The following is a 23,992-nucleotide window of genomic DNA, read 5'->3' on the forward strand; positions in this document are numbered from 1 at the left end:
ATTATAGGGATTAACCTTTAGCAGAGTATAAAACTAAACTATATGCACTTTAGAATCCGCTTTTACGTACTGCTCTACTTCTTTACAGCTATTGGATTTGGACAGGAAATGTCCTTTGAAGAATACAACCCGCCCAGTACGCTGGTAGTGCCAGGTAAGGAAGTGCCCCGGGCCAAATACCCCTTTGTGGATATCCATAGCCATCAATTCAGGATGGCCACACAAGACCTGTCTGCCCTGGTCGGTGATATGGACCGGATAAATATGGCGGTTATGGTTAACCTCAGCGGACGCTCAGGGGAACAGCTTAAACAGGCTGTTGATAATGTGAGGCAAAACTATCCCAATAGGTTTGTGGTTTTTGCCAATGTTGATTTTGATGGTATTGGCAATCCCGGATGGACGGAAAATGCGGTACGCCAATTAGAAGCAGACGTAAGAAATGGTGCCAGGGGCTTGAAGATATATAAAAGCCTTGGCCTGAGATACAAGGATGTAAATGGAAAAAGAGTAGCGGTAGACGACCCACGCATAGATCCCATCTGGGCCAGGTGCGGTGAACTGGGGATTCCGGTCTTGATCCATTCTGCCGATCCCAAATCATTTTGGGACCCGATGGACAGCAATAATGAAAGGTGGCTCGAATTGAAGACCAGGCCCGGTCGCAAACGATCCGATACAGATCCGGCTCCATGGCAGCAAATCATTGACGAACAACACCGCATGTTTAGAAAACACCCGGGAACAAAATTCATCAATGCCCATATGGGCTGGCACGCCAACAACCTGGGAAAACTTTCCGATTTTATGGAAGAAATGCCTAATATGTATGTAGGCATAGGGGCTATTATAGCCGAACTGGGAAGACAACCCAAAAATGCACGCAAATTCTTTATAAAGTATCAGGACAGGATACTTTTTGGTAAAGACGCCTGGAACCCGAGTGAATTCCCAACTTATTTTCGGGTTCTGGAAAGTGATGATGAATACTTTCCCTATTACAAGAAATACCATGCTTTCTGGGCCATGTATGGGATGGATTTACCCGACGAAGTACTCCGCAAGGTCTATTATAAAAATGCATTAAGCCTACTACCTGGAATTGATAAGAGCCTTTTTCCAGAAGAATAAGGCAATATTTTATTCAGCCCAGAATATAACGGAGTATTAATGAAATTGGAATCCTGCTACAACAGCCTGTCAAAACCTGTATTCAGGTTTGATGGTGCACTTGCAACCAATAAAGCATGCAAAAAATACTTTGTCTAATACTATTTTTTGGTCTCCTGGGGACAGCAATTGCCCAAAAAAAGAATGCTGACTTCAGGCTTCACATAAGGAAAACCAACAGCCCCATTGTTATTGATGGTGTTGCCAATGACAAAGCCTGGCAGGATACCGATACTGCGGATGATTTCTATATGGTTTTACCCATGGATACCGGTAAGGCTACTCAGAAAAGCGAAATTCGCATGACCTATGATGAGGAATTCATTTATCTGGTAGCAACCTTTTACAATAATACTCCGGGTCCTAACTACGTGGAATCCCTCAGGCGTGACTTTGAATTTGGGAAGAATGACAATTTCCTTCTTTTTCTGGATCCGTTTAATAACCAGACCACAGGATTTACCTTTGGTTCCAATGCAGCCGGCGCCCAGTGGGATGGGACCATGTTCGCAGGAAGTTCGGTAGATCTCAGTTGGGATAGCAAGTGGATCTCTGCGGTAACCAGGGATGAAGAGAAATGGGTTTTTGAAATGGCCCTGCCCTTCAAATCTATTCGTTATGAGAAAGGGGTGAAAGAATGGGGGATCAACTTTAGCAGGCTGGACCTGAAAACCAGTGAGAAATCCAGTTGGACCCCCATTCCCCGACAATTTCCCACCGCTTCGCTGGCACTGGCAGGAGTACTGGTTTGGGATCAGCCTCCACCAGCCCCCAAAGTTAACCTCTCGGTAATACCCTATATACTTGCCGAAAGATCACAGGATATTGCCGATGTAAATAGTACGGATATAAAGGCTGGTGGTGACATAAAATTCAGCCTTTCTTCGTCTCTGAATCTGGATCTCACCATAAACCCTGATTTTTCACAGGTGGAAGTGGACAGGCAGGTGACCAATCTGGATCGATTTGAACTCTTTTTTCCCGAAAGGAGACAGTTTTTCCTTGAGAATGCCGACCTGTTTGCCAATTTCGGTTATGACAGGATAAGACCTTTCTTTTCGCGCAGGATAGGGCTTGGTGTACCTATAGATGCCGGTGCGAGGGTAAGCGGTAACCTAGACGAAAACTGGAGGCTGGGCATAATGGACATTCAAACAGCTTCTGTAACCGGGACAGGGAGACCAGCCCAGAATTTCGGCGTTATATCCCTTCAGCGTAAAGTGTTCAGCAGGTCTAACATAGGCCTGATGTTTGTGAACAAAGAATCTTTCCGTTATCCCGAGGAGAACGATTCGTTAAGGACCGTTTTCCCAAAGTTTAACCGGAACCTGGGGCTGGAATACAACCTGGCCTCAGCAGACAACCTGTGGTCCGGCAAAGCCTTCGTGCTGCAATCCTTTGCCCCAAATGAGGAGGATCGGGGCCTGACCCAGGCTGCGAACATCACCTATCAGAACAGGCAATGGTCATGGGGAATACAGGAAGAATCCGTAGCCAGTACCTATTCGGCTGAAGTGGGTTTTGTTCCCAGGGACAGCTATATACGGTTGAGTGGCTTTGGGGGGTACCTGTTTTTTCCTAAGAAAGGCCCAATAGTAAGCCATGGACCTAAAATAAGTGTGAGTCACTATTTTAATCCGAATTTCCGTAGCACTGATTATCAGAATACCGTAGGATATTCCCTCAATTATACCAATAGAAGTGTTCTGACCCTTGAAGTAATCAATGAATTTGTTGAATTGCTGGCGCCTTTTGATCCTACACAAACTGGGAAGGACTCCCTGCAGACAGGTACCAGGGGAAGGTGGAATACATTGAAATTGAGCTATGGCTCCAAACCACAGGCATTGTTCAGGTATTCCTTCGATTCCAGTTTAGGTGGTTACTATGAGGATGGCACAAGATTCAACTTTACTTCTGAAATGGGATATCGGTTTCAACCCTATGTCAGCTTGAGTTCTAATATCAGCTATAATAACATCAGGCTTCCGGCTCCATGGAATACAACAGAATTTTGGCTGATTGGGTCCAAAGTTGATGTTACACTGACCAATAAGCTCTTTTTTGCCACCCTGTTCCAGTATAATGAACAATCGCGGAATTTTAATTTAAACTCCCGCTTGCAATGGCGCTATAAACCGGCTTCTGACCTTTTCTTAGTCTTCACAAGGAATCAGCGAATAACGCCTTTTATAGGTGACATATGGTCGCTGACGCTCAAACTGACCTACTGGTTCAATCCCTGACCTAAGGAAAATTGACCGGAAATCATAGCAGGGCCATACAAAGAACCTAATATTTGAATATTTTTAGGAACAAATCAAATTAAACACACTTAGATGAAAATCGGTTTTAAATTTTTCGCATTATTTCTAATTGCCCTATCTATCAACCCTCTTCTTGCACAGCGGGATATACTTGCCGAGCTGGAAGAAATTGCCATAGTGGACCAGAAGGTAATGATGCCTATGAGGGATGGGATTCGATTGGCAACGGATATCTACCGGCCCAAAACGGATAAACCTGTTCCGATCATTTTTTCCAGAACCCCGTATAATTTTAATTCATGGGGAGACGGAGAGCGTCGAACGCGAACTGCCCGCAGGGCCTATGAAGCCGTTAAACGAGGTTATGCCTATGTTGTTCAGAATGAACGCGGCAGGTATTATTCGGAAGGGGAGTGGGATATACTTGGAACACCACTTACCGACGGATACGACGCTTTTTCCTGGATGAAGGACCAGCCCTGGTCCAATGGAAAAATTGGTCTGATTGGATGTTCATCCACTGCAGAATGGCAGATGGCAGTGGCCGCACTTGATCATCCTTCCCTGGCAGCTATGGTGCCTCAGGGTTTTGGTGCAGGTGTAGGCCGGGTTGGTGACTACTTTGAACAAGGTAACTGGTACCGGGGAGGTGCCGAACAGCTTTTATTCTTTGCCTGGCTTTACGGAGTAGAGCACGATAAATTCAAGCCCCGGATCCCCAAAGGAGCTACACAGGAAGACCTTATCCGGATTTCCAGGTTTTATGACCTGGCACCAGAGAATCCCCCTGTTGACATGTCCGAGGCACTTGCCCATCTACCGATACAGGATATTCTGAAGAATATTAACGGGAAAAGGGAAATATTTGATAAAATGGTAAGGCGTACACCCAATCATGAGGATTGGTATAAAGGCGGACTGTATCATGACAATATGGAGATACCTGTTCCCAGCTTTTGGTTTGCTTCCTGGTATGATGTTTCCATAAGTCCAAATCTGGCCTTGTTCAATCATGTACGTAATAATGCAAAAGACCCTGAGGTAAGGGATAACCAATACCTGGTCATTGCACCCACGTTGCATTGTGCCTATACCCGGGCCTCCGAAAACACCATCGTTGGGGAACGAAGTGTAGGGGATGCCCGCCTAAACTACGATGAGCAGATCTATGCCTGGTTTGACCTTTGGTTAAAGGGCGTCCAAAATGATTTTAAGGAAAAAACACCCCGTGTGCAGTACTACACCATGGGAATCAATAAATGGCAATCTTCGGAAACCTGGCCTCCAGAGGGAGTTCAGAACAAAACCTTTTACCTGAGCAGTGAGGGAAAGGCAAACAGCCTGTACGGTGATGGGAAGCTGGAAACAAGAAAGCCCGGAAAGATTGATGCTCCTGATGGGTTCACCTATGATCCCATGAATCCCGTGACCAGTTATGGAGGTAATGTTTGTTGCACAGGCAATGCCGTTAAAGGTGGGTCCTTTGATCAGCAGGTTATGGAAACCCGCAACGATATCCTGGTATATACCTCGGAGCCACTGGAGGAGGGGATTGAAGTATCCGGGTTTATTGAATCTACTCTTTATGTGAGCTCGGATGCAAAAGACACGGATTTCACCATCAAACTGATTGATGTATACCCTGATGGCAGGGCTTATAACCTGGATGAAACCATACAGCGTGTGCGCTACAGGGAGGGGTATGATAAGGAGGTCTTTATGGAAGAGGGAGAAGTTTACGAAGTTGAGCTTACCCCTATGGCTACCAGCAATTACTTTAAAAAAGGACATCGCATCAGGATTGAAGTATCCAGCAGCAATTTTCCAAGGTTTGCCAGGAATTTAAATACCGGTGGACGTAATTACGATGAAAAGGAAGGAGTGGTTGCCCATAATAAGGTACATCACTCCAGGAAATATCCTTCCCACATTGTTATCCCTGTGGTGAGGAAGTGAGAAAGATCATATAATTATGAAAACATTAAGGCCCTGCAAAGGGCCTTATTAGTATCTTAAGATCATGAAATATTCCTCAAAGACATTGCTAATACTATTACTGCTTTGCACAATTGCCAGTGGGCAATACCAGGAAGCGGACTGGGACTACCGTGACCAATGGATGGATGTGGACAGGATCTTCAGAATGGCTGGTATTACTCCTGGAGATCACGTTGCAGATATTGGATGTCACGAGGGCTATCTCAGTATGCATTTGGCCAGGACTGTGGGAAAATCAGGCCAGGTTTACTCGGTGGATGTAAGGCAGGACAGACTGGAAACCCTTGAGGAAAATGCTCGTAGCAGAGACCTCACGAATATACGGACCATACTGGGTGATTATGACAATCCGCATTTGCCAAAAGCAATCCTTGATGTTGTTTTGATTGTAGACACCTACCATGAAATGAAATCCTATATGACCGTACTGGAGCATGTAAAAAAGGCCCTGAAACCGGAAGGGCGCATACTGATTCTTGAAAAGCTTAAAGCCCATGCCCGGAATAAAAGCAGGGAAGAGCAGGTTCGCTCACATACGCTGTCCAGCAAGTATGTAAAGCGGGAGCTTAAAGAAGCGGGATTTGAAATTGTAACCGAAATCGGGGATCTGGGTAAGTGGGAGGAAGAAAATGATAAGACCATGTGGCTGGTGGTTGCTTCAAAAATGTGACGGTTGTAAACCCCACTGATCAGGATCATTGTAAAATAGTACTTAATACTGCATTTTAGGCTTATTGATCAACAAATTAAAAGATATGTTGCTGCGCCTGTTTGCCATAAGCCTTCTCTTTTGTCTGCCTTGCCTTAATGCGCAGGAAGACTATACACGATTGCGTGAATCCATGGTTAATACCCAGTTAAAGTCGCGCGACATCCACCAGAAAGCGACCCTGGACGCCATGTTAAAGGTTCCCAGGCATGCCTTTGTGCCTGATAATGTAAAACCATATGCTTATACAGATGGTCCGCTTGGTATAGGGGAGGGGCAGACCATATCACAACCTTACATCGTGGCCTTTATGACCCAGGCACTAAAACTGAAAAAGGAAAGCAGAGTATTGGAAGTGGGCACGGGATCCGGTTACCAGGCAGCTGTACTTGGGGAAATAGTAGATTCTGTTTTCACTATTGAAATTGTGGAGCCCCTGGGATTAAGGGCAAAAAGTACATTGGAAAATCTAGGATATTCCAACGTTGTGGTGCGCATTGGAGATGGGTACAACGGATGGAAGGAGAAATCTCCCTTCGATGCTATTATGGTTACTGCCGGGGCTGAAGAGATACCGGGACCGTTGCTGGAACAGCTTAAGGACGGGGGCAGCATGATAATACCTGTTGGACCGCACAGGGGAGTGAGACAACTGGTTTTAATAGAGAAAAAGGGCGATAAGCTTAAACGCAGAAACTTGATGGCCGTGCGTTTTGTTCCATTTACGCGTGCTGAGGAATAAAAAAAGAGCAACGATCGTTGCTCTTTTCTACAAATCATCCGGATTCCTGTTTCACGGATCGTATCGTTTAGTAAACGTACTGTCTGTTAGCGGTCCAATATACCCGCTTGCTGTCTTTGAATTGCGAGAAGTAAGAAACCCGTCTGGATGTAGTTGGTAGTTGGTTGCTATGATTTTTCATGTACTTGGTTTATTAATTGGTTTATCGACATTTACTTTTTAGTGAACATATTGCCGTACTTCTGTCCATTTTACTCGCTTGCTATCCCTGAAATTGGAAAAAAAGCTGAATCTTCTTGTTTCCGTAGGTGTTCGTTTCAATAATGCTTTCATGATTGTTCGTTTTTTGATTGATGATGGGGCCGTTTAATGATTGATGATTGATGTTTTCTAGTGGACGTAATGTCTAACTTCTGCCCATTTTACACGTTTGGTATCCTTAAAATTGGAAAATAATGTGTGTCTTCTTGATTCTGTCGGTGTGTGATTAGCAAAAATTCTCATGTCTGATATTTTATAGTTGTTACTTTATTTTTTGTAAAGTCAATCCTGGTTTCTTATTCTTTTCTTTTTGTTCTTGTTGGTTGTGAAACCGTGTTTTGTAATTGACTTACACTTAATAGACGCCTCAGAATTATTTTTGTTACAGTACCTTGTATAAAAAGGTACCGTTTTATGCATTTTTTAACAATTGTAGAAATAGCCTATTACACTATTACATTGTATATCAGTGTAATAAAGGATATCAGTGGTAAATGTTAAAATTATAAGGAATAAAGAAAAACAGTGATTTATATGTTTTTTACTTGCTAATTACATATAAGCAAATAGTAAAAAGGGTAGTAAATTGACAACAGGATTATTTTATAAAAACTGACAAATATCGTATTTTAGAAGACTATGCCTGCATAGCTTTACAAACAATCTGATAAAACCTAACTCATGAAAGTATACGACGATAAACACATAAAAAATGTGGTATTTGTAGGGGCGCACAACAGTGGCAAAACCACTTTGGCCGAAACCATGTTATTTGAAGCAGGATTAATTAATAGAAGGGGTACTGTTGAAAACAAGAATACAGTATCGGACCACCATGAGATTGAACATGAAAGAGGCACTTCCGTTTTTGCCACACCACTGCACACAGAATGGCGCAACTACAAGATCAATATAATAGATACTCCGGGGCTGGATGATTATGTAGGGGAAATTATATCATCTATAAGAGTTGCAGACACCATTGCTGTTGTTGTAAATGCACAGAATGGGGTAGAGGTAGGTACTGAAATAATATGGAATTACATTGACACTTACCATAAGCCTACCTTGTTTGTGGTTAACCAGATCGATCATATGAATGCCAGCTGGGAAGATAGCATTAAGAGTATTAAAAGTCTTGTGGGCAATAATATGGTGCTGGTACAATATCCTTTAAAGATAGATGGAGCACAGTGCATCATAGATGTCCTGAAAATGAAATGCTATAAGTTTGGAAAGGATGGGGGAAAACCTGAAAAACTTGAAATTCCAGAAGATCAGAAAGAACTGGCAGACCACCTTCATAATGAACTGGTTGAAAAGGCTGCAGAGAACGACGAGGAACTGATGGAGCTATATTTCGACAAAGGCACACTCAATGAAAATGAAATGCGACAGGGAATCAGGGCAGGTATGCTGAACCACGACCTTTTCCCTGTTTTCTGCGTTTCCGCACTTATGGATATGGGTAGTGGCCGGCTTATGGGATTTATTGATAATGTAGCTCCTGCTGCGGCTGACCTGCGTCCGGAACAAACCGTGGAAGGCGATATTCTGGTAAGGGAAAGCAATGCACCTACGGCACTCTTTGTATTCAAAACGCTGTACCAGCCAAGCCTGGGCCAGATCACCTTCTTTAAGGTTAAATCCGGTGAGGTAAACTTAAACGACAAACTCGTTAATTCCCGCAATGGTGAAACTGAGGTGCTCAACCAGCTGTTCATCATGGATGGAAAAAAACGGGAACCCGTTTCCAAACTGGAAGTAGGCGATATCGGCGCTACCCTAAAACTCAAGCATACTGAAACCAATGACACGCTTCATGAGGAGGGCAAAAAGATTACCATAAAGCCCATAAAATATCCACAATCGAGGACTCGAAAGGCCGTTAACGCAGTTAACCAGAAAGATGAGGAAAAACTCAATGATGCACTGCGCAAGATCCACAGCCAGGATCCAACGGTGGAGATGGAATTTTCCAACGAACTGAAACAACTCATCATTGGGTGCCAGGGAGAGCTGCACCTGGCCACCATAGACTGGACCCTTAAAAACATCTATGGTGTGGAAGCAGAGTTTAAGGAACCAAAAATAGCTTACCGGGAAACCATACAGCGGTCATCAACTGCCAACTACAGGCATAAGAAACAGTCCGGTGGTGCCGGACAATTTGGTGAAGTACATATGAAAATTGAACCCTGGTATGAAGGGATACCAGAACCGGAAGGTTTTAATATCCGTGGCAAGGAAGAAGTAGACCTGCCCTGGGGCGGTAAACTGGTTTTCTACAATTGTATTGTAGGTGGCGTAATTGACGCCAGATACCTACCATCCATCAAAAAAGGAATCCTGGAGGTTATGGAAGAAGGACCGCTTACCGGTTCTTACATACGTGACGTACGGGTAATGGTTTACGATGGCAAAATGCACTCTGTGGATTCCAATGATATTTCATTTAAAATAGCAGGGGCTCATGCGTTTAAGGAGGCCTTTTTGAACGCCAAACCCAAACTACTGGAACCCATAGAAGAACTAACGGTGAAGGTTCCGGAGGAAATGGTAGGTAATGTGATGACCGATCTGCAATCCAGGCGCTCTGTAATTCAGGGCATAGACAGCGAAGATCATTTCCAGATACTGCGTTGTTCCGTGCCGCAGGCAGAACTTGCCGGGTACTCTACCAACCTGAGGTCCCTCACTCAGGGCAAAGGAACGTTTGTATCGGCATTTTCTTCTTTCCAGGCTGTTCCCCGAAACGTACAGGAAACCCTGGTAAGCAGCAACTAATAAATACAACTGTTAACTGAGGGCCACTTAATAATCATTATTGGGTGGCCCTTACTTATATCCATTGCATGAATCACCGGGACCAATATGTAGACCTTCACTGCCATCCTTCCCTTAAGCCTTTTGGTAAAAGCTTTAATTTCGACCCTCCTGGCATACAGGCTGGCCGCAGGAGCAGTAAAAGAAACCTCTGGTATTATGACCCTCCATCCGTCCTGGATAAATTGCTGAACTATTTCACCGGATTAACCAAATTTTCCCAAAGCAACTTTAGTAGTCTGTCCAGAGGTGATGTAGGGATTGTATGTGTATCCCTCTATCCTCTGGAAAAATGGTTTGTGCGAAATAAAATAAAGAATGAGCTCATCCTGGACCTGGCATCAAATTTTGCCCTTGGGATAGGGGATAAGCGAATAGATTATATACAGGGAATAGAAGACTATTACACGGATCTGGAAAACCAGTATCAATTCTATCTTCAACTGGACGGGAAGGAAGTTAGTCTGCCGGAAGGAAGGTTTCGCTACAAGCTCGTCCGGAATTATCAGGAGATCGAGGATATTCAGGAATCAGAACAAGAGGGAAGGGGCAACAGAACCATATGTGTGGTAGTATCTATTGAAGGGCTGCATGTATTAAATACCGGGCTGGGAAAAGCCCATGATGAAAGTGAGGTGCTGGCTAACCTGGAGAAGATCAGGAACTGGGAATACCGTCCATTCTTCGTAACCTTTGCACATCATTTCTGGAACCATCTCTGCGGGCATGCAGAAAGCCTGTCTGGCATAATCCTTAAATACGCAGACCAGTCGGAAGGTCTGGATACAGGCTTTACCCCGCTGGGGCTAAAGGTGCTGGAACGTTTACTTGATAATAATGAGGGCAAAAGGATACATATAGATATTAAACATATGAGCCCTGTTGCAAGACGGGAGTATTATGCATTACTGGATTCAGGCAATTCTGCTTATCAGGGTGTTCCACTTATTATCAGTCATGGTGCCTGCAACGGGCTCGCCTCACATATGAATCAAACCATTTCCTTTGAAGAGACCGGTTCCAGGCTAAATCCGGTTAGGATTAACTTCTATGATGATGAAATCGTCCGTTTGGCCAGAAGTGGCGGGATCATTGGGCTGCAACTGGATGAAAGGCGAATAGCCCATCCTGAAACACTTAAGGCCACTAAGAAGTCCGTAAAAAGAAGTAAGATAATGCATTATCGTTCTGCTTTGCTCTGGAACCAGATCGAACACATTGCTACCCTCCTCGATTCAAATGGGTTGTTTGCCTGGGATTGCATGGGAATTGGTTCTGATTTTGATGGTATAATTGATTCTCTCAACGGATTCTGGACGGCCCGGGAGCTTCCATTTTTAGCAGATTTCCTGGAAAGGCATGCATACAACTACATGCAGAACCCCGAATTGAAACTTCCGAATAACCTAATTGACGCCGATGAGATTGTCGCCCGCATTTGGGCGGAAATGCCATTTCCTTTATGCAGAAGTTCTTCAGATGATTTAATCTATAGTGTATCTAACATTTAAACTTTAGTTAAATATGTGGTATAAGAGAGCCCGATATGTATATTAGGGGTTTAAAAGACAAATCTCATAATGGATCTACTTAAAAGAGCAGAACAATTTGAAAGTCGTAAATGGTCTAACCTGACAACCAGTGACAGGATAGAAGCCAGTCGTGAAGCTAAAGATTTAATACTCTCGATAAACGAAGTCTATAAAAAAACCAATGATTCTTCATTGATGGACCTGATGAAGCGCCTTACCTTACTAAAACAAAAGGTAGAGAAGCGACTCAAGGGCAGGCCCATGGTTTAAAACAGGCTGAACGGACAACTATTAAGTTGTATTGCCGGCTTTGCTGAAACCTAGGGAAGAAGGCAGTTCAAATATCTCCAGTCCAAAATACGGCACTGCAGAAATGAGATGGTCAAATATATCGGCCATTATAAATTCGTAATTCTGCCACCTCTTATCCTTGCTGAAAACATAGATCTCAAGTGGAATACCCTGGGGAGTTGGTGCTAGCTGCCTGGTCATCATAGTCATTTCCTTATTGACCGCCGTGTGGTTTTCCAGGTAAGTCTCCACATATTTGCGAAATACCCCAAGATTGGTCATGTTGCGCCCGTTTATCATCAGCGATTTATTGGCATTCTGCTCCTCATTGTACTTGTTGATCTTCTCGCTGCGATCTATCAGGTAGTTTTTGATCAGGTCTATTTCCTTAAGGTTTTCAATTTCCGATTCATTCAGAAAATGTACCGATTCCTGCTTCAGGATTAGAGCACGCTTGATACGCCTTCCGCCACTTTCCTGCATTCCCCTCCAGTTTTTGAAGGAATCGGCTATGAGTGCGTAGGTGGGTATGGTAGTAATGGTCTTGTCCCAGTTCTGCACCTTTACCGTTGCAAGGTTGATCTCGATAACGTCACCATCTGCGCCATACTTATCAAAACTGATCCAATCTCCAATTCGGACCATATCGTTAGCACTAACCTGAATGCTGGCCACAAGACCTAATATAGTATCCTTGAATATAAGTAAGACTACAGCCGATGCAGCACCTAAGGCAGTCAGGAATTTCCAAATGGTAGTATCTGTAATGATGGCAAAAATGGTCATGATCCCCGCCAGCCATGCAAATATCATAAACACCTGAATGAAGCTGTCAACAGGTTTGTCTTTAAAGCGAGGCAGGGTTTTAAGGTAGTCCTTGATACTCAGCAGTAGGCTTTTGGATATACGAATAACCAGTATTACCGCAACGATCAATACCGTTTTAGTGGAAATTGTTTGAGCGTATTCAAAATCCGTGAAGACCCAGGGCAGCAATTCGTAGATCAGCAGCAAAGGGACTATGTGCGCAAGCTTTCGAGGTACCCTGTTGGTAATCAGTATATCGTCGAAATTGGTCCTTGTAGAGCGCGCCATTCGCGTGGAAACCACCCGTAAAATACGCCAGAGGACAAAGTCGACCAGAAAAGCAATCAATAGCATTGCCATGAAAAGCGTTCCGAAGTTCAGGTATGCTGCAGTGGTATCAGGAATACCAAGGCCAACAAAATAATCGTACAGGCCGTGATTGGATTCAGGATTCATAATGTTCATTTTCAATACAAAAATACGCCTTGTTAACCTATTTTCTCCATGAAAATGCCTTCACAGACTTAAACAATTCAAGTATACAGAAACCTTAACGGTAATAAGCCGGGTATTCATGTTATCCTAACATTAATTATACCTTGTTATGATCTTCGTCATTGCGTTCGTTACATGGCTGGATGACCTTTGCAGAAATTATCAATAAAATGCTCTGGATTACACTCGGCTTACTGGCCCTGATTGTTCTTTACGTCCTTTTTGTACCGCTGATCCTTTACATCGATACAGACGAAAGAAGGGCATACCTCCAGATTAAAGGCCTGGCAAAGGCCAGTATTGAGGCTCATGAAACAGAATTGATCCGGATAAGGCTCGATACATTGTTTACGCATTTTTACTTCTATCCCATTAGAAAAATCTTTGAGTCTAAAGAGGGGGAAAAAACAAAAGCAAAGGACAAAAAAAGGAATAGATCAAAGAAAGACACCTCAGATTGGATGCGCTACGGGAAGATCGGCAGGAGATTACTACAATCCTTCCAGGTCCGGAAGTTCAGGGTGGCTATTGATACGGGCGACTGTATTCAGAATGCACGTTTGTTTCCTGTTGCGGCCTTTGTAGACCGGTATTTGTTTGATTTTCAAGTGAACTACCAGGATCGTAATTATCTAGGTGTACACCTGGCAAACAGACCAGTAAACATTTTAAAAGCATTTATTAACCCATAAAAAATTTATAATGGAATTACACTTTGAAGAATTGTTGACCAGAATCACAGACTTTATGAAAACCGAGGCCAAAACTGAAACAGTTGTTGGCGAACCTTTTGAGTTGGGAGCATTTAAATGTGTACCGGTAATTAAAGTAGGAATGGGATTTGGATCCGGAGGAGGTGAAGGAACTGAAGCCAAAACCCGAAAAGGAGAAGGCCTTGGTGCCGGAGCCGGAATGGGTATAGAGCCTATTGGATTCCTGGTGACCAAAGGGGATGAAATTTCCTTCCTGGAAGCCGGGAAAGCACATGGCCTTGCAGCCGCTTTTGAAAAAGTACCCGAATTGATCGATAAGTTCTGGGAATCACGCAAAAAAGAAGAAGAACTGGTATAGCCTACTAGTTATTCAAAGCCAATTTGATTGGTGACTGAGTGGGGCCGGCTAAGCTGAGTGTTATGGCCCTGCTCAGTTTTTGTATTTGGAAGAATATTGCAATTCTGGCAAATTCTCGCTACTTTTTAACAAACGATATTAACCCATGGACCTGAAAGGACAATGTATACTGCTTACAGGGGCTTCCCGGGGTATAGGTGCTGCTATTGCACGTGACTTGTTAAAGAAGGGAGCTACAGTTGCACTGCATTACAATAGAAACCCGGAATCGGTAAAACAACTGGAGTCCAAGTATCCCGATAATACGAGGGGGTTTAAAGCCAACCTGGAATTTCCTGAAGACACTATCCGGCTTGTAAAGGAAGTAATCAATACCATGGGGCCAGTGCATAGTATCATCCTTAATGCAGGGGTCTTTATCCCTCATCCGGTTGACCTGCCCGAAGAAGAATGGCTTGATATTTGGCGTAAGATCATTGCTATAAACCTGGAATCCTGTGGACTTATGACAAAAATGGGAATCGCACATTTCCGGGATAATGGAGGGGGCCGGTTTATTTATATAGGAAGCAGGGCAGCTTTCCGGGGAGAAACCCAGGAGTATCTTGCCTATGCTGCATCTAAGGGCGGACTAACTTCTCTGGCGCGTTCGGTGGCCAGGTCATTTGGCAAGGACAATATTAAGTCTTTCGTAGTGGCTCCTGGTTTTACCCGTACTGAAATGGCCGAGGAATTCATTGCCAAATACGGGGAGGAAAAAGTATTAAAGGAAATCGCACTTCCGGAACTGACCAGACCAGAGGATATTGCACCTCTGGTAGCCCTAATGTGTTCCGGTCAAATGGACCATGCAACGGGGACTACCATTGATGTCAATGCCGGGAGCCATATCCGGTAAATAGCCTGCTAAAAGCTCGGAATTCCATATTGACAAATCCCCTTATATATGGTATCTTCGACCGACTTTCTAAAATCCAATTCATGAGATATTCTATTCTTACCGCAGTAATGTTTTGCGTTACTGCAATAACTGCGCAAAAGAAAATTCTGGATCACGGCGATTTTGATATCTGGAATACCATAGAAAATGAAACCATAAGTACTGACGGTGCCTACGTGATGTATGATCTGGAACGAGGGGAAGCAGACCATTTCCTCAAACTCCGGAATACAAATGGCAATCTCATATTTTCCTATGACAGGGCTGAAGGCGGTGTTTTTACCTACGATTCAAAATATGCAATTTTTAAAATTAAGGCGTGGAAAGACAGCGTGATAGAAATGAAGAGGCGAAAAGTCAAGAAAAACAAGCTTCCTAAAGACAGCATCGGCATTTATCATATTGAGACCGGTAAACTGCAAAAGATTGCCGGACTTAAATCCATGAAGCTCCCTGAAAAATGGTCGGGTTTTCTGGCCTATCAGATTGAAACTTCCCCGAATAAGGAGAAATCAAAGGATACCACCTCCAATAAGAAATCCAAAGCAATTAAGAAAGAAAGCAAGAAAAATGGCTACCACTTGATATTGCGTGAGCTCGCTACAGCTCAACAGGACACCTTCAAATTTGTTACCGATTATTCCTTTGCCAGGAAAGGCCGCGTACTCGCGTTCACAACAACAGGAAAGAATAAGGAAGATGACGCAGGGGTATATGTACTGGACCTGCAAACCCGATCCCTGAAAAAGGTTCATCAAGCCAAAAAAGCCAAATATAGTCAGCTAGCGCTGAGCGAATCCGGAAGCAAACTGGGGTTCATTGTAGATCCGGATACCACCAAGGCACAGGTAAGGCCTACGGAATTATACTTCTGGAACAAGGGGATGCAAATGGCAGAGGCTTTAATTGATAAGGCAACCTCCATTAATAGCCTGAGGCCTTCTTCCTATGCCAGCATAGACTTTTCAAAAGACGAGAGCAAGATGTTCTTTGGCCTTGCCAAGCCTAAGGTTATCAGGGATACTTCACTTTTAAAGGAAGAGATTGTCAACGTAGAGGTGTGGACTTATGATGAACCACGGCTTTATACGGTACAGGAAATGCAGTTAAAAAATGACACCGTGAAGGCTTACACTTCAATTGTGCATCTTGATAAGGATAACACAATAATGCAGCTGGCCAATATGGATTATCCCGAAATACAGATGACTGAGGACATGAATTCTAATTTTGCCCTGGTTAGCAATGGGGAGCCCTATATGCTGGAGTCTCAATGGACGGGAAGGCGCGCGAGGGATTATGCTGTTATGAATGTAAATACAGGACAAACAGAGGAAGTAGCAAAAAAGCTAAGCGGCAGGGTTAGGCTTAATCCAGACGGAAATTTTGTGTATGGCTATGATAGCATGGACCGCAGCTGGTTCATTTATTCAATGGCAACTAATGAATACAAGCCCCTTACCAAAGGCAAGGTATTCTATAATGAACGCCACGATTCCCCCAGTCAACCATCTCCTTATGGTGTAGCCGGATGGACAAAGGATAACAGGCATCTGCTGATCTACGACCGTTATGATATCTGGGCTTTTGACCCCAACACAGGTAACTCGGAAAGGCTTACCCGGGGAAGGGAAAATAGGATAGTATATCGCTATCTGGATTTGGATAGGGAAGAAGAATACATCGATACCAAAGAAAACTGGCTGCTGTCTATGTTTGATGAAAAGGACAAGAGCAGTGGGTATGCTTCCTTCAATTTCCGGAGGAAGAAGTTAAACACACTCCTCTCCGGCCCATACCGCTATTCAACTCCGGTGAAAGCAGAGAAAGCAGATCAGCTTCTCTTTACCCGTCAGTCTTTCCAGGAGTTTCCAGACCTCAGGACTGCTCGTTTAAACTTCAAGAATCAGAAGAAAATCAGCAATGCGAATCCCCAGCAGGCAGAATACAACTGGGGTACAATAGAAAAGTTCACCTGGACTTCCCTGGACGGGATTGAGCTGGAAGGGATGCTTGTAAAGCCAGAAAATTTCGATCCCAACAAGAAGTACCCTATGATTGTCAACTTCTACGAAAAAAGCGCAGATGGCCTTCACAGGCACAGGGCACCATCACCGGGCAGGTCTACCATCAACTACAGCTTTTACGCGAGCAGAGGGTATCTTATTTTCAATCCGGATGTGCATTATCGTATAGGATATCCTGGCGAAAGTGCCTTTAATTGTGTGATTCCGGGAGTAACAGCCCTGATAGAAAAAGGATTCGTGGATAAGGATAATATAGGCGTACAGGGCCATAGCTGGGGGGGCTATCAGATAGCTTACCTGGTAACTAAAACAGACATCTTCAAGGCAGCAGAATCCGGAGCACCTGTTCCGAACATGATCAGTGCCTATGGTGGTATTCGCTGGTGGACCGGCCTTAGCAGGCAGTTCCAGTATGAGTACACCCAGAGCAGGATAGGAGGAACCCCATGGGAATATCCTGCCCGTTTTATTGAAAATTCTCCAATATTTAACATAGACAAGATAAACACCCCATTGTTGATTATGCATAACGATGCCGACGGACATGTGCCGTGGTACCAGGGGATAGAATTCTTCGTAAGCCTGAGGCGCTTGGGCAAGCCTTCCTGGTTCCTTAATTATAACGGAGAACCCCACTGGCCGCTAAAACGCCAAAACCGTGTGGATTTCAATATCCGCATGGCCCAGTTCTTTGACTACTATTTGAAAGGCGCTCCTATGCCAGCCTGGATGGACAGGGGGGTACCGGCAATGGAAAAGGGTATCAATCTGGGTTATGAGCTCTTATCCGGAGACAGGGAATAGGCTTCGGAATTCTATTAAGAGTATTCTTACATTTTAAAAGGGGTGATATCACCCCTCTTTTTTGTTGATTTCATTATCCGAAAAATAATCCTGTACCTTGGGACAGTTTTAAGGCACTTTCATCCTTTTTTGGTTGATCATTACTATCAAAGCCTCGTACTTAACCCATTACTATTTCCTGTGTAGGGAAACCTGTTAAACACGTAATCAACCTAAACTATTTAAAATGAAAAAATTATTTCTTTTTGCCTGCCTGATGGGTATGGCAGCTTCCTTTGGACAAACCAAGAAAAACGGAACTATCTTTCAGGAGCACCCTGCAATCACTACGGTTAACTCGATGACTGAGGCCTTTGTGGCCGGCGACAGTGAAAAAGTGGGAAGCTACCTGCATGAAGATTTCAGGGGATACAATGGTTCTGATCCCAACAAAGATGCGGAAGGCAGTACAAAAGAGCAGTTTATGAACCAGGTTAATTTCTGGAAAAACAATATTTCCTACCTGAGCATTGAGCCATCACCTGGTGCTTACCCGGATGCCTTAGAATATAAAGATGGACAAATATGGGTGCAGACCTGGAACCATCTGCGTGGAGTACACAATACTACTGGAGTAAAAATAGACGTTCCAGTCCACCGTATGTATCGTTTTAAAGACGGAAAAATAGATATGATGGTGAGCTACCACAACGAACGTGTCTATTGGGAGATTGGCCAGAGTTTTGAGGATAGGGAGAACGGCACTATTTATAACCATCACGACAATATCAACAGCGTAAGGAGGCTTATGCATGCCTTTGAGCACGGTGATATGGAGACTGCCTACAGTTTTTTTGATGAGAACTGCAGATTTAATAACCTGGAAATGGCAAGAGGTGAAAGCCTTTCTCTGGACGAAGTAAAGAGCCGCAACCAGGAAATGATGGATAATTTTGAAATCAACAGCATAGACGTTGTAGGTTATCCGGATTACCTGGAGTATGATCTAAGGGATGGCAAAACCGTACAAAGCTGGTGGAATATCCGCTTAACGAGGAAATCTGACAAAAAGAAAATCGTTATGCCTGCCCTTTACATACATGATTTTAATGATGACGGCAAGATCATAAGGTCAAGTGCGTACGTAAGCTCAAAGTGGTTGGATTAGCATTTTTAAGGAAATCACTATAAAAGGGGGTGTCCATGACATCCCTTTTTTTATGCCAGTATACTTTCATGCCCCGAATCCTTTACGAACAGGCAGGAGCTACCAGTCTTTTCAGTCATTTCCTGAACGAACTCAAATCTAAGGTCTCCATCCATTCCAAATATATTGAGGTCTGCCGGCGGGGCTTTGGATACCACCGAATGAAAATCTTCTACATAAACTGCAGTAAGTGTTTGCGGCAACCGTGCCAGGCTAATCAGCGAATCCAGGAATTCCCGTGCATTTTGTTCTTCCTGGGGATCCCTGATGGCAATAATCAACCGAATAGTGGCCTGCCAGTTGCGCTTCAGCTTGTAGGCAATTAAAGTAGATAAGTCAAGGTTGCCAATATCCCAGCCCAGGTTCCAGTTGTTGCTGCGATCACTTACCCACACGTTGATCATGTTGCGTTTTCCAAGAAGAGCCGTGGGGTGTGCGGAATATAACAAAACACCGATCTCAAGGCGAATGCATTCCCGGATAACAGGACGAATCTCGGTTTCATAGTTATCGTGTTGCTGCAGGTTCAGGAAAACTATGTTGGGTTTAAAGAAAGCCCCACGGAGGGCCTGGTTGCCATAATTTACTCCCTGAGCAAAATCTTCACTGTGAATGATGGTCCATGAAGAAAACACTCCCTGATTGCGAAAGGCCTCGGATAATGTATCCAGATCCTGTACAAGGGGAGAATTTTCCACGAAGGGTTCAATGCCCAGCAACTTGATGGAACCTTTGGGACGTGCAATATTTCTCAGAAACTGGAAATTACCCTTAGCTCCATGAATATCCCGGATAGGTACCATAAGGTTAGGTTTCCACGCACGTTGCTGCATGCTTTTCATACCCCAGGTATGCTTTGCAGCCCATTCTGCAAAGGAAACAAACAGACCGGAACGTACATCTTCAAAAGGAGTTTCAATATTTGCCCGTGAAAGGAACCAGTAGACTATAAAAACAATACTGAAAGAGGCCAGGCTTATGGTGGGGTTGATGATGAACATGGCGAGAACAGATGAGACCAGTCCTACCCAGGGAATCCAGCGATTTACCTTAAAGATGGGTCTGTAGCTGATAAGACCCAGGTTTTGTTCAATTATAACCACAATATTGATCATAGCATAGGTGATCAGGAAAAACAAGGTTACCAAAGGAGCCACGGCATTTAGGTCGCGCAACAGCATGGTAATAAAGATCATGATACCAGTAACGATCATAGCATTCCGGGGCTGTCCGTTTGCACTGGTTCCCGCCAGGAATTTTCCATAGGGCAGCACCCGGTGTTCTCCCATGGCATAAAGAATGCGAGATGAACCGATGATGGAGGCCAGGGCAGAGGAGAATGTTGCGCCAAGGATTCCCGCAATAACCAGGGGTCCAAAATAAGCCTTGTCTATCAGAATATTGTAGTTGGATATAAGTTCTGCCTCACTTGCACTTCGGGCGATCCAGAAGGCCAGGAGAATATAGATCACAAAGCTCACCCCGATTGCCCACAAGGTTCCAACGGGAATACTTTTTCGGGGTTCCTTTAATTCACCGGACATATTAGCCCCTGCCATAATACCTGTCGATGCCGGGAAGAACACTGCAAATACCAACCAGAAGTTGCTTCCGCCGAAATTGTTTTCGGGCGAGCCCTTAAAGGTTCCCCATTTCAAGGCTTCATCGGTAGGGATGTACATTGAACCGTAATAGGCAGCCATCACGATCGAGATCAGGGACAGGATGATAATACCCATAATAATGTATTGGGTCTTAATAGCCAGGTCCGCACTGATATAGGCAATACCGATCAGCACGGTAAAGACTATGATATCCACAAGGAAGGGATTGTGATCCGGAAATATGCCTAGCCAGCCTTCCCTGAAACCAAAAATATACATGGTTACCGCCAGGCCTTGAGACACATACCTGGGAATGCCCAAACTTCCACCCACCTCGAGTCCCAGTGCCTGGGAGATAATCGCATAAGCACCTCCGGCACCGATGCGGATATTCGTGGTAATCGCACTCATGGACAAAGCGGTGGTAAGCGTGATAAGAAAAGATATAGCAATAATGAGCCATGCTCCTAAAAGTCCTGCATTGCCAACTACCCATCCCATACGCAGGTACATGATCACGCCGAGTATGGTGAGCAGAGTAGGGGTAAATACCCCACCAAAGGTGCCAAATTTTTTTAGGTTGTTGGTTGGATTTGCCATGCTCAAGTTAAAGCTAGAAAAAAAATGTGAAATCCTGCCATCTTGGAAAAAATGAAAGTAATGTCTGACAAATAAGTCCCGGGTACAATAGCTTATATGCAGTTCATCGAAAAAACCGCATCTTATTTCTAATAAAGCAGGGTAATAATGATCTTAGAGGCTTGTATTACACGTATAACTAATATGTTACGATAATCAATCTTGTAAATTGGATAAATATGAAAACGAAATTAACAGCAATTTTCCTGGTATTAATGGGAATCATCCTATGGAATTGTACCGATGAACCCGGCACAAGTGAAAATGGCCGCATGCGCTTGCAACTTACGGATGCTCCTTTTGCCTACGACCTCATTTCAGAAGCTAATGTTACTATTTACAAAATAGAGGCTCGATATGCAGGTGAAGATGACGATAATATGGACGATGGGATGGATTCCCGTCCATCCGGAGATGATGATGACGATGGTAAATCCTTTGTAACGCTTTTTGAAGAAGAACTGGACGTTAACCTTCTGGATCTGACCAACGGTGTAACAGAGACTTTAGTGGATACTGAAGTACCGGCCGGAGAATACGATCTGATCCGGGTTTATGTGAAGGGAGTAAATGTTGTTATGAAGGACAGCACGGTTTTTGACCTGAAGGTTCCCAGTGGGGAACAGACCGGGATCAAGGTTTTTATAGATCCTCCTTTGGTAGTGGCCGGAGGGCTTTCAGCTGACTTGCTGCTTGATTTTGATGTAAGCAGATCTTTTGTGGCCCGTGGGAATATCAGAAAGCCTGGTTTCAATGGATTTATCTTCAAACCTGTGATCAAGGTCAGTAACCTAACTACTGCAGGGACCCTGGCTGGTAATGTATTTACTACTGTCACAGACAGTACAGGAACTACTACAACACCAGGACTGGAAGGTGCGCAGGTGGCCTTGATTGTGGCAGATACGGTGAATACTTCGACTTTAACAGATGCTGATGGAAACTATATGGTCATGGGACTTGAACCAGGTGCCTACAACGTGGAGGTACAACTTGAGGGCTATGAAACACAGACCGCGGAAGGTGTAACTATAGTGGTGGGAAACAAGACCATTCAGGACTTTGAATTAGTGCCTAATCCATAAGGGCATACAAGAATATAAAATCATAAAAGCAGGTCTTAAAGGGCCTGCTTTTTTTTATTGTAATTACAAAAAAAGCGTCTATTATTTTACTAAAATGGACTCATTTGCCAGCTTTCTGAGTTAATGGTTTGGCTGATGGGTATTTCAACGATCAGCCGTTAGCAGAATGGTAGCTCATCGACCAAAAGCCCAGTAAATACAAGGGTTTTCAAAGGTGTAGTTCATCGAAAAATTCAGATATTTAATCGGTATTTTTCAGAAAATAAGCATATTGCAGTCCCAAATCGATTCTAGTTCTAGTTTTTAGGACGGTTATTTTAAGTGTAATGTAACCAATATGGCGGGGAATAATTTTCATGTAGTTGATTTGGTTCCTGTGCCATAAGGAACTGTGGAGTTAAATCCGACAAAGCAGGGTAGTAATACCCTGCTTTTTTTGTTTATATAAACACCAACATTTCCCTACTTTCGTAATAATAATTTGAATCTTTCCTTTGAGAGCGGTTTATTACGAACAGTTTAGAGGTCCTATTTCCATAAGGGAAGTACAAGACCCTGTGCCTGGAGAACAGTCAGTAGTAATCCAGGTTGAAGCCAGCGGCCTCTGTTTATCCGACTGGCACGGCTGGATGGGGCATGACCCTGATATATTACTCCCTCATGTTCCAGGTCATGAACTGGCCGGTACCGTAGTGGAAGCAGGGAAGGGGGTAAGGAAATGGAAAACGGGCGATCGGGTTACCGTTCCATTCGTTGGGGGATGTGGTAAATGCAAGTATTGCACTGAAGGCAACCCCCAGGTATGTGACCATCAATTCCAGCCCGGATTTACTGCTTGGGGTTCTTTCGCAGAATATGTTGCCATTGACTATGCCGATCAGAACCTGGCCTTATTGCCGGAAGATATGCCATTTGAAGAGGCGGCTAGCCTCGGTTGCCGTTTTATTACCGCCTTCCGCGGTGTAGTCCTTCAGGGCAGGGTAGAGGCTGGTCAAAGCATTGCAGTCTTTGGTTGCGGTGGTGTGGGCTTGTCGGCCATACAAATAGCCGGTGCAATGGGAGCAAAGGTCTTTGCAGTAGATATTACGGACGATAAGTGCAACCTGGCCAAAAACTTAGGGGCAGATTTTACTATAAATGCCAGCCGGGAAGATCCGGTTGCCGCCATTCGGGAATACAGCAAAGGAGGTGTTCACATCAGCGTGGATGCACTGGGGCATGTGGATACCTGCTTGCAGGCAATCCATAGCTTGCGCAAACGTGGGAGACATGTTCAGCTTGGCCTCATGACCGGCAAAAACGCTAATACTGCCATCCCTATGGATAAGGTAATCGCCCATGAACTTGAAATACTGGGAAGCCACGGCATGCAGGCAGCGAAGTATACTGAGTTGTTCCGTTTTATAGAAGAAAGGGAAATTGATCTCAATAAGATGATCGGTAGAAGAATATCGCTTTCCCAGGTGCCCGATCTGCTACCCCGGCTAAATAATACGGCACAAGCCGGCATTACTATTATTGATAATTTTAAACAGTGA

General features: G+C 44.1%; 17 protein-coding genes. 15 read left to right on the forward strand and 2 right to left on the reverse strand.

What is annotated here, in order from left to right; translation table 11 throughout:
* Positions 1–42: 42 nt before the first annotated feature.
* From OO016_RS08335 to OO016_RS08370, 8 genes are all read left to right on the forward strand, one after another.
* Positions 43–1,131, forward strand: a complete 1,089-nt coding sequence (locus tag OO016_RS08335; RefSeq protein ID WP_266012359.1) for an amidohydrolase family protein — start codon at positions 43–45, stop codon at positions 1,129–1,131.
* A gap of 116 nt (positions 1,132–1,247) precedes the next feature.
* Positions 1,248–3,416, forward strand: coding sequence for a carbohydrate binding family 9 domain-containing protein (locus tag OO016_RS08340; RefSeq protein ID WP_266012361.1), 2,169 nt, complete (start codon positions 1,248–1,250; stop codon positions 3,414–3,416).
* A 93-nt stretch (positions 3,417–3,509) separates the two neighbouring features.
* Positions 3,510–5,393 carry a CocE/NonD family hydrolase gene (locus OO016_RS08345; protein ID WP_266012363.1) on the forward strand — a complete coding sequence of 628 codons (1,884 nt, stop codon included), beginning with the start codon at positions 3,510–3,512 and terminating at the stop codon, positions 5,391–5,393.
* Between the two features lie 64 nt (positions 5,394–5,457).
* Positions 5,458–6,105, forward strand: coding sequence for a class I SAM-dependent methyltransferase (locus OO016_RS08350; protein WP_266012365.1), 648 nt, complete (start codon positions 5,458–5,460; stop codon positions 6,103–6,105).
* 85 nt (positions 6,106–6,190) lie between these two features.
* Entirely contained in the window at positions 6,191–6,886 is a 696-nt protein-coding gene (locus OO016_RS08355; protein WP_266012367.1) for a protein-L-isoaspartate(D-aspartate) O-methyltransferase, read from the forward strand.
* 942 nt (positions 6,887–7,828) lie between these two features.
* Positions 7,829–9,934 (forward strand): elongation factor G, encoded by a 2,106-nt coding sequence (locus OO016_RS08360; protein WP_266012369.1) that lies wholly within the window; start codon positions 7,829–7,831, stop codon positions 9,932–9,934.
* A gap of 68 nt (positions 9,935–10,002) precedes the next feature.
* On the forward strand, positions 10,003–11,484 hold the full coding sequence (locus OO016_RS08365) for a membrane dipeptidase (RefSeq protein ID WP_266012371.1): 1,482 nt from the start codon (positions 10,003–10,005) through the stop codon (positions 11,482–11,484).
* Between the two features lie 69 nt (positions 11,485–11,553).
* The gene (locus OO016_RS08370; protein WP_266012373.1) at positions 11,554–11,775 is read left to right on the forward strand and encodes a hypothetical protein; all 222 of its coding nucleotides are present in this window, start codon (positions 11,554–11,556) and stop codon (positions 11,773–11,775) included.
* A 21-nt stretch (positions 11,776–11,796) separates the two neighbouring features.
* Here OO016_RS08370 and OO016_RS08375 read toward each other — a convergent pair whose 3' ends face one another.
* Positions 11,797–13,059: a mechanosensitive ion channel family protein gene (locus OO016_RS08375; protein ID WP_266012375.1), complete on the reverse strand. Its 1,263-nt coding sequence runs from the start codon at positions 13,057–13,059 to the stop codon at positions 11,797–11,799.
* 209 nt (positions 13,060–13,268) lie between these two features.
* Here OO016_RS08375 and OO016_RS08380 point away from each other — a divergent pair, with 209 nt between their 5' ends.
* The 5 genes from OO016_RS08380 (at position 13,269) to OO016_RS08400 (ending at position 19,087) form a co-directional block, all read left to right on the forward strand.
* Positions 13,269–13,790 carry a hypothetical protein gene (locus OO016_RS08380; protein WP_266012377.1) on the forward strand — a complete coding sequence of 174 codons (522 nt, stop codon included), beginning with the start codon at positions 13,269–13,271 and terminating at the stop codon, positions 13,788–13,790.
* A gap of 10 nt (positions 13,791–13,800) precedes the next feature.
* A complete protein-coding gene (locus tag OO016_RS08385) occupies positions 13,801–14,169 on the forward strand; it encodes a GerW family sporulation protein (RefSeq protein ID WP_266012379.1) in 369 nt (122 codons plus the stop codon).
* 145 nt (positions 14,170–14,314) lie between these two features.
* Positions 14,315–15,067 (forward strand): SDR family NAD(P)-dependent oxidoreductase, encoded by a 753-nt coding sequence (locus tag OO016_RS08390; protein WP_266012381.1) that lies wholly within the window; start codon positions 14,315–14,317, stop codon positions 15,065–15,067.
* A gap of 83 nt (positions 15,068–15,150) precedes the next feature.
* Positions 15,151–17,940, forward strand: coding sequence for an alpha/beta hydrolase family protein (locus OO016_RS08395; protein ID WP_266012383.1), 2,790 nt, complete (start codon positions 15,151–15,153; stop codon positions 17,938–17,940).
* A gap of 226 nt (positions 17,941–18,166) precedes the next feature.
* Positions 18,167–19,087, forward strand: coding sequence for a nuclear transport factor 2 family protein (locus OO016_RS08400; protein ID WP_266012386.1), 921 nt, complete (start codon positions 18,167–18,169; stop codon positions 19,085–19,087).
* Positions 19,088–19,137: 50 nt separating this feature from the next.
* On the opposite strand, the gene OO016_RS08405 is transcribed toward OO016_RS08400, so the two are convergent.
* The gene (locus OO016_RS08405) at positions 19,138–21,330 is read right to left on the reverse strand and encodes an amino acid permease (protein WP_266012388.1); all 2,193 of its coding nucleotides are present in this window, start codon (positions 21,328–21,330) and stop codon (positions 19,138–19,140) included.
* 218 nt (positions 21,331–21,548) lie between these two features.
* Between OO016_RS08405 and OO016_RS08410 the strand changes: the two genes are divergently transcribed.
* Complete coding sequence (locus OO016_RS08410) at positions 21,549–22,454, forward strand: DUF4382 domain-containing protein (protein ID WP_266012390.1); 906 nt, start codon at positions 21,549–21,551, stop codon at positions 22,452–22,454.
* A 494-nt stretch (positions 22,455–22,948) separates the two neighbouring features.
* Positions 22,949–23,992: a zinc-dependent alcohol dehydrogenase family protein gene (locus OO016_RS08415; RefSeq protein ID WP_266012392.1), complete on the forward strand. Its 1,044-nt coding sequence runs from the start codon at positions 22,949–22,951 to the stop codon at positions 23,990–23,992.

It is taken from the genome of Lentiprolixibacter aurantiacus, from assembly GCF_026241225.1.
In the GTDB taxonomy this organism is placed as follows: domain Bacteria; phylum Bacteroidota; class Bacteroidia; order Flavobacteriales; family Flavobacteriaceae; genus Lentiprolixibacter; species Lentiprolixibacter aurantiacus.

What these genes read in the sequence shown, in the direction of transcription:
- OO016_RS08375 (WP_266012375.1), bottom strand. Translation starts at nt 13,059, where the DNA reads ATGAATCCTGAATCCAATCACGGCCTGTACGATTATTTTGTTGGCCTT.
- OO016_RS08360 (WP_266012369.1), top strand. Translation starts at nt 7,829, where the DNA reads ATGAAAGTATACGACGATAAACACATAAAAAATGTGGTATTTGTAGGG.
- OO016_RS08390 (WP_266012381.1), top strand. Translation starts at nt 14,315, where the DNA reads ATGGACCTGAAAGGACAATGTATACTGCTTACAGGGGCTTCCCGGGGT.
- OO016_RS08370 (WP_266012373.1), top strand. Translation starts at nt 11,554, where the DNA reads ATGGATCTACTTAAAAGAGCAGAACAATTTGAAAGTCGTAAATGGTCT.
- OO016_RS08405 (WP_266012388.1), bottom strand. Translation starts at nt 21,330, where the DNA reads ATGGCAAATCCAACCAACAACCTAAAAAAATTTGGCACCTTTGGTGGG.
- OO016_RS08400 (WP_266012386.1), top strand. Translation starts at nt 18,167, where the DNA reads ATGAAAAAATTATTTCTTTTTGCCTGCCTGATGGGTATGGCAGCTTCC.
- OO016_RS08380 (WP_266012377.1), top strand. Translation starts at nt 13,269, where the DNA reads ATGCTCTGGATTACACTCGGCTTACTGGCCCTGATTGTTCTTTACGTC.
- OO016_RS08350 (WP_266012365.1), top strand. Translation starts at nt 5,458, where the DNA reads ATGAAATATTCCTCAAAGACATTGCTAATACTATTACTGCTTTGCACA.
- OO016_RS08335 (WP_266012359.1), top strand. Translation starts at nt 43, where the DNA reads ATGCACTTTAGAATCCGCTTTTACGTACTGCTCTACTTCTTTACAGCT.
- OO016_RS08365 (WP_266012371.1), top strand. Translation starts at nt 10,003, where the DNA reads ATGAATCACCGGGACCAATATGTAGACCTTCACTGCCATCCTTCCCTT.
- OO016_RS08340 (WP_266012361.1), top strand. Translation starts at nt 1,248, where the DNA reads ATGCAAAAAATACTTTGTCTAATACTATTTTTTGGTCTCCTGGGGACA.
- OO016_RS08410 (WP_266012390.1), top strand. Translation starts at nt 21,549, where the DNA reads ATGAAAACGAAATTAACAGCAATTTTCCTGGTATTAATGGGAATCATC.
- OO016_RS08395 (WP_266012383.1), top strand. Translation starts at nt 15,151, where the DNA reads ATGAGATATTCTATTCTTACCGCAGTAATGTTTTGCGTTACTGCAATA.
- OO016_RS08355 (WP_266012367.1), top strand. Translation starts at nt 6,191, where the DNA reads ATGTTGCTGCGCCTGTTTGCCATAAGCCTTCTCTTTTGTCTGCCTTGC.
- OO016_RS08345 (WP_266012363.1), top strand. Translation starts at nt 3,510, where the DNA reads ATGAAAATCGGTTTTAAATTTTTCGCATTATTTCTAATTGCCCTATCT.
- OO016_RS08385 (WP_266012379.1), top strand. Translation starts at nt 13,801, where the DNA reads ATGGAATTACACTTTGAAGAATTGTTGACCAGAATCACAGACTTTATG.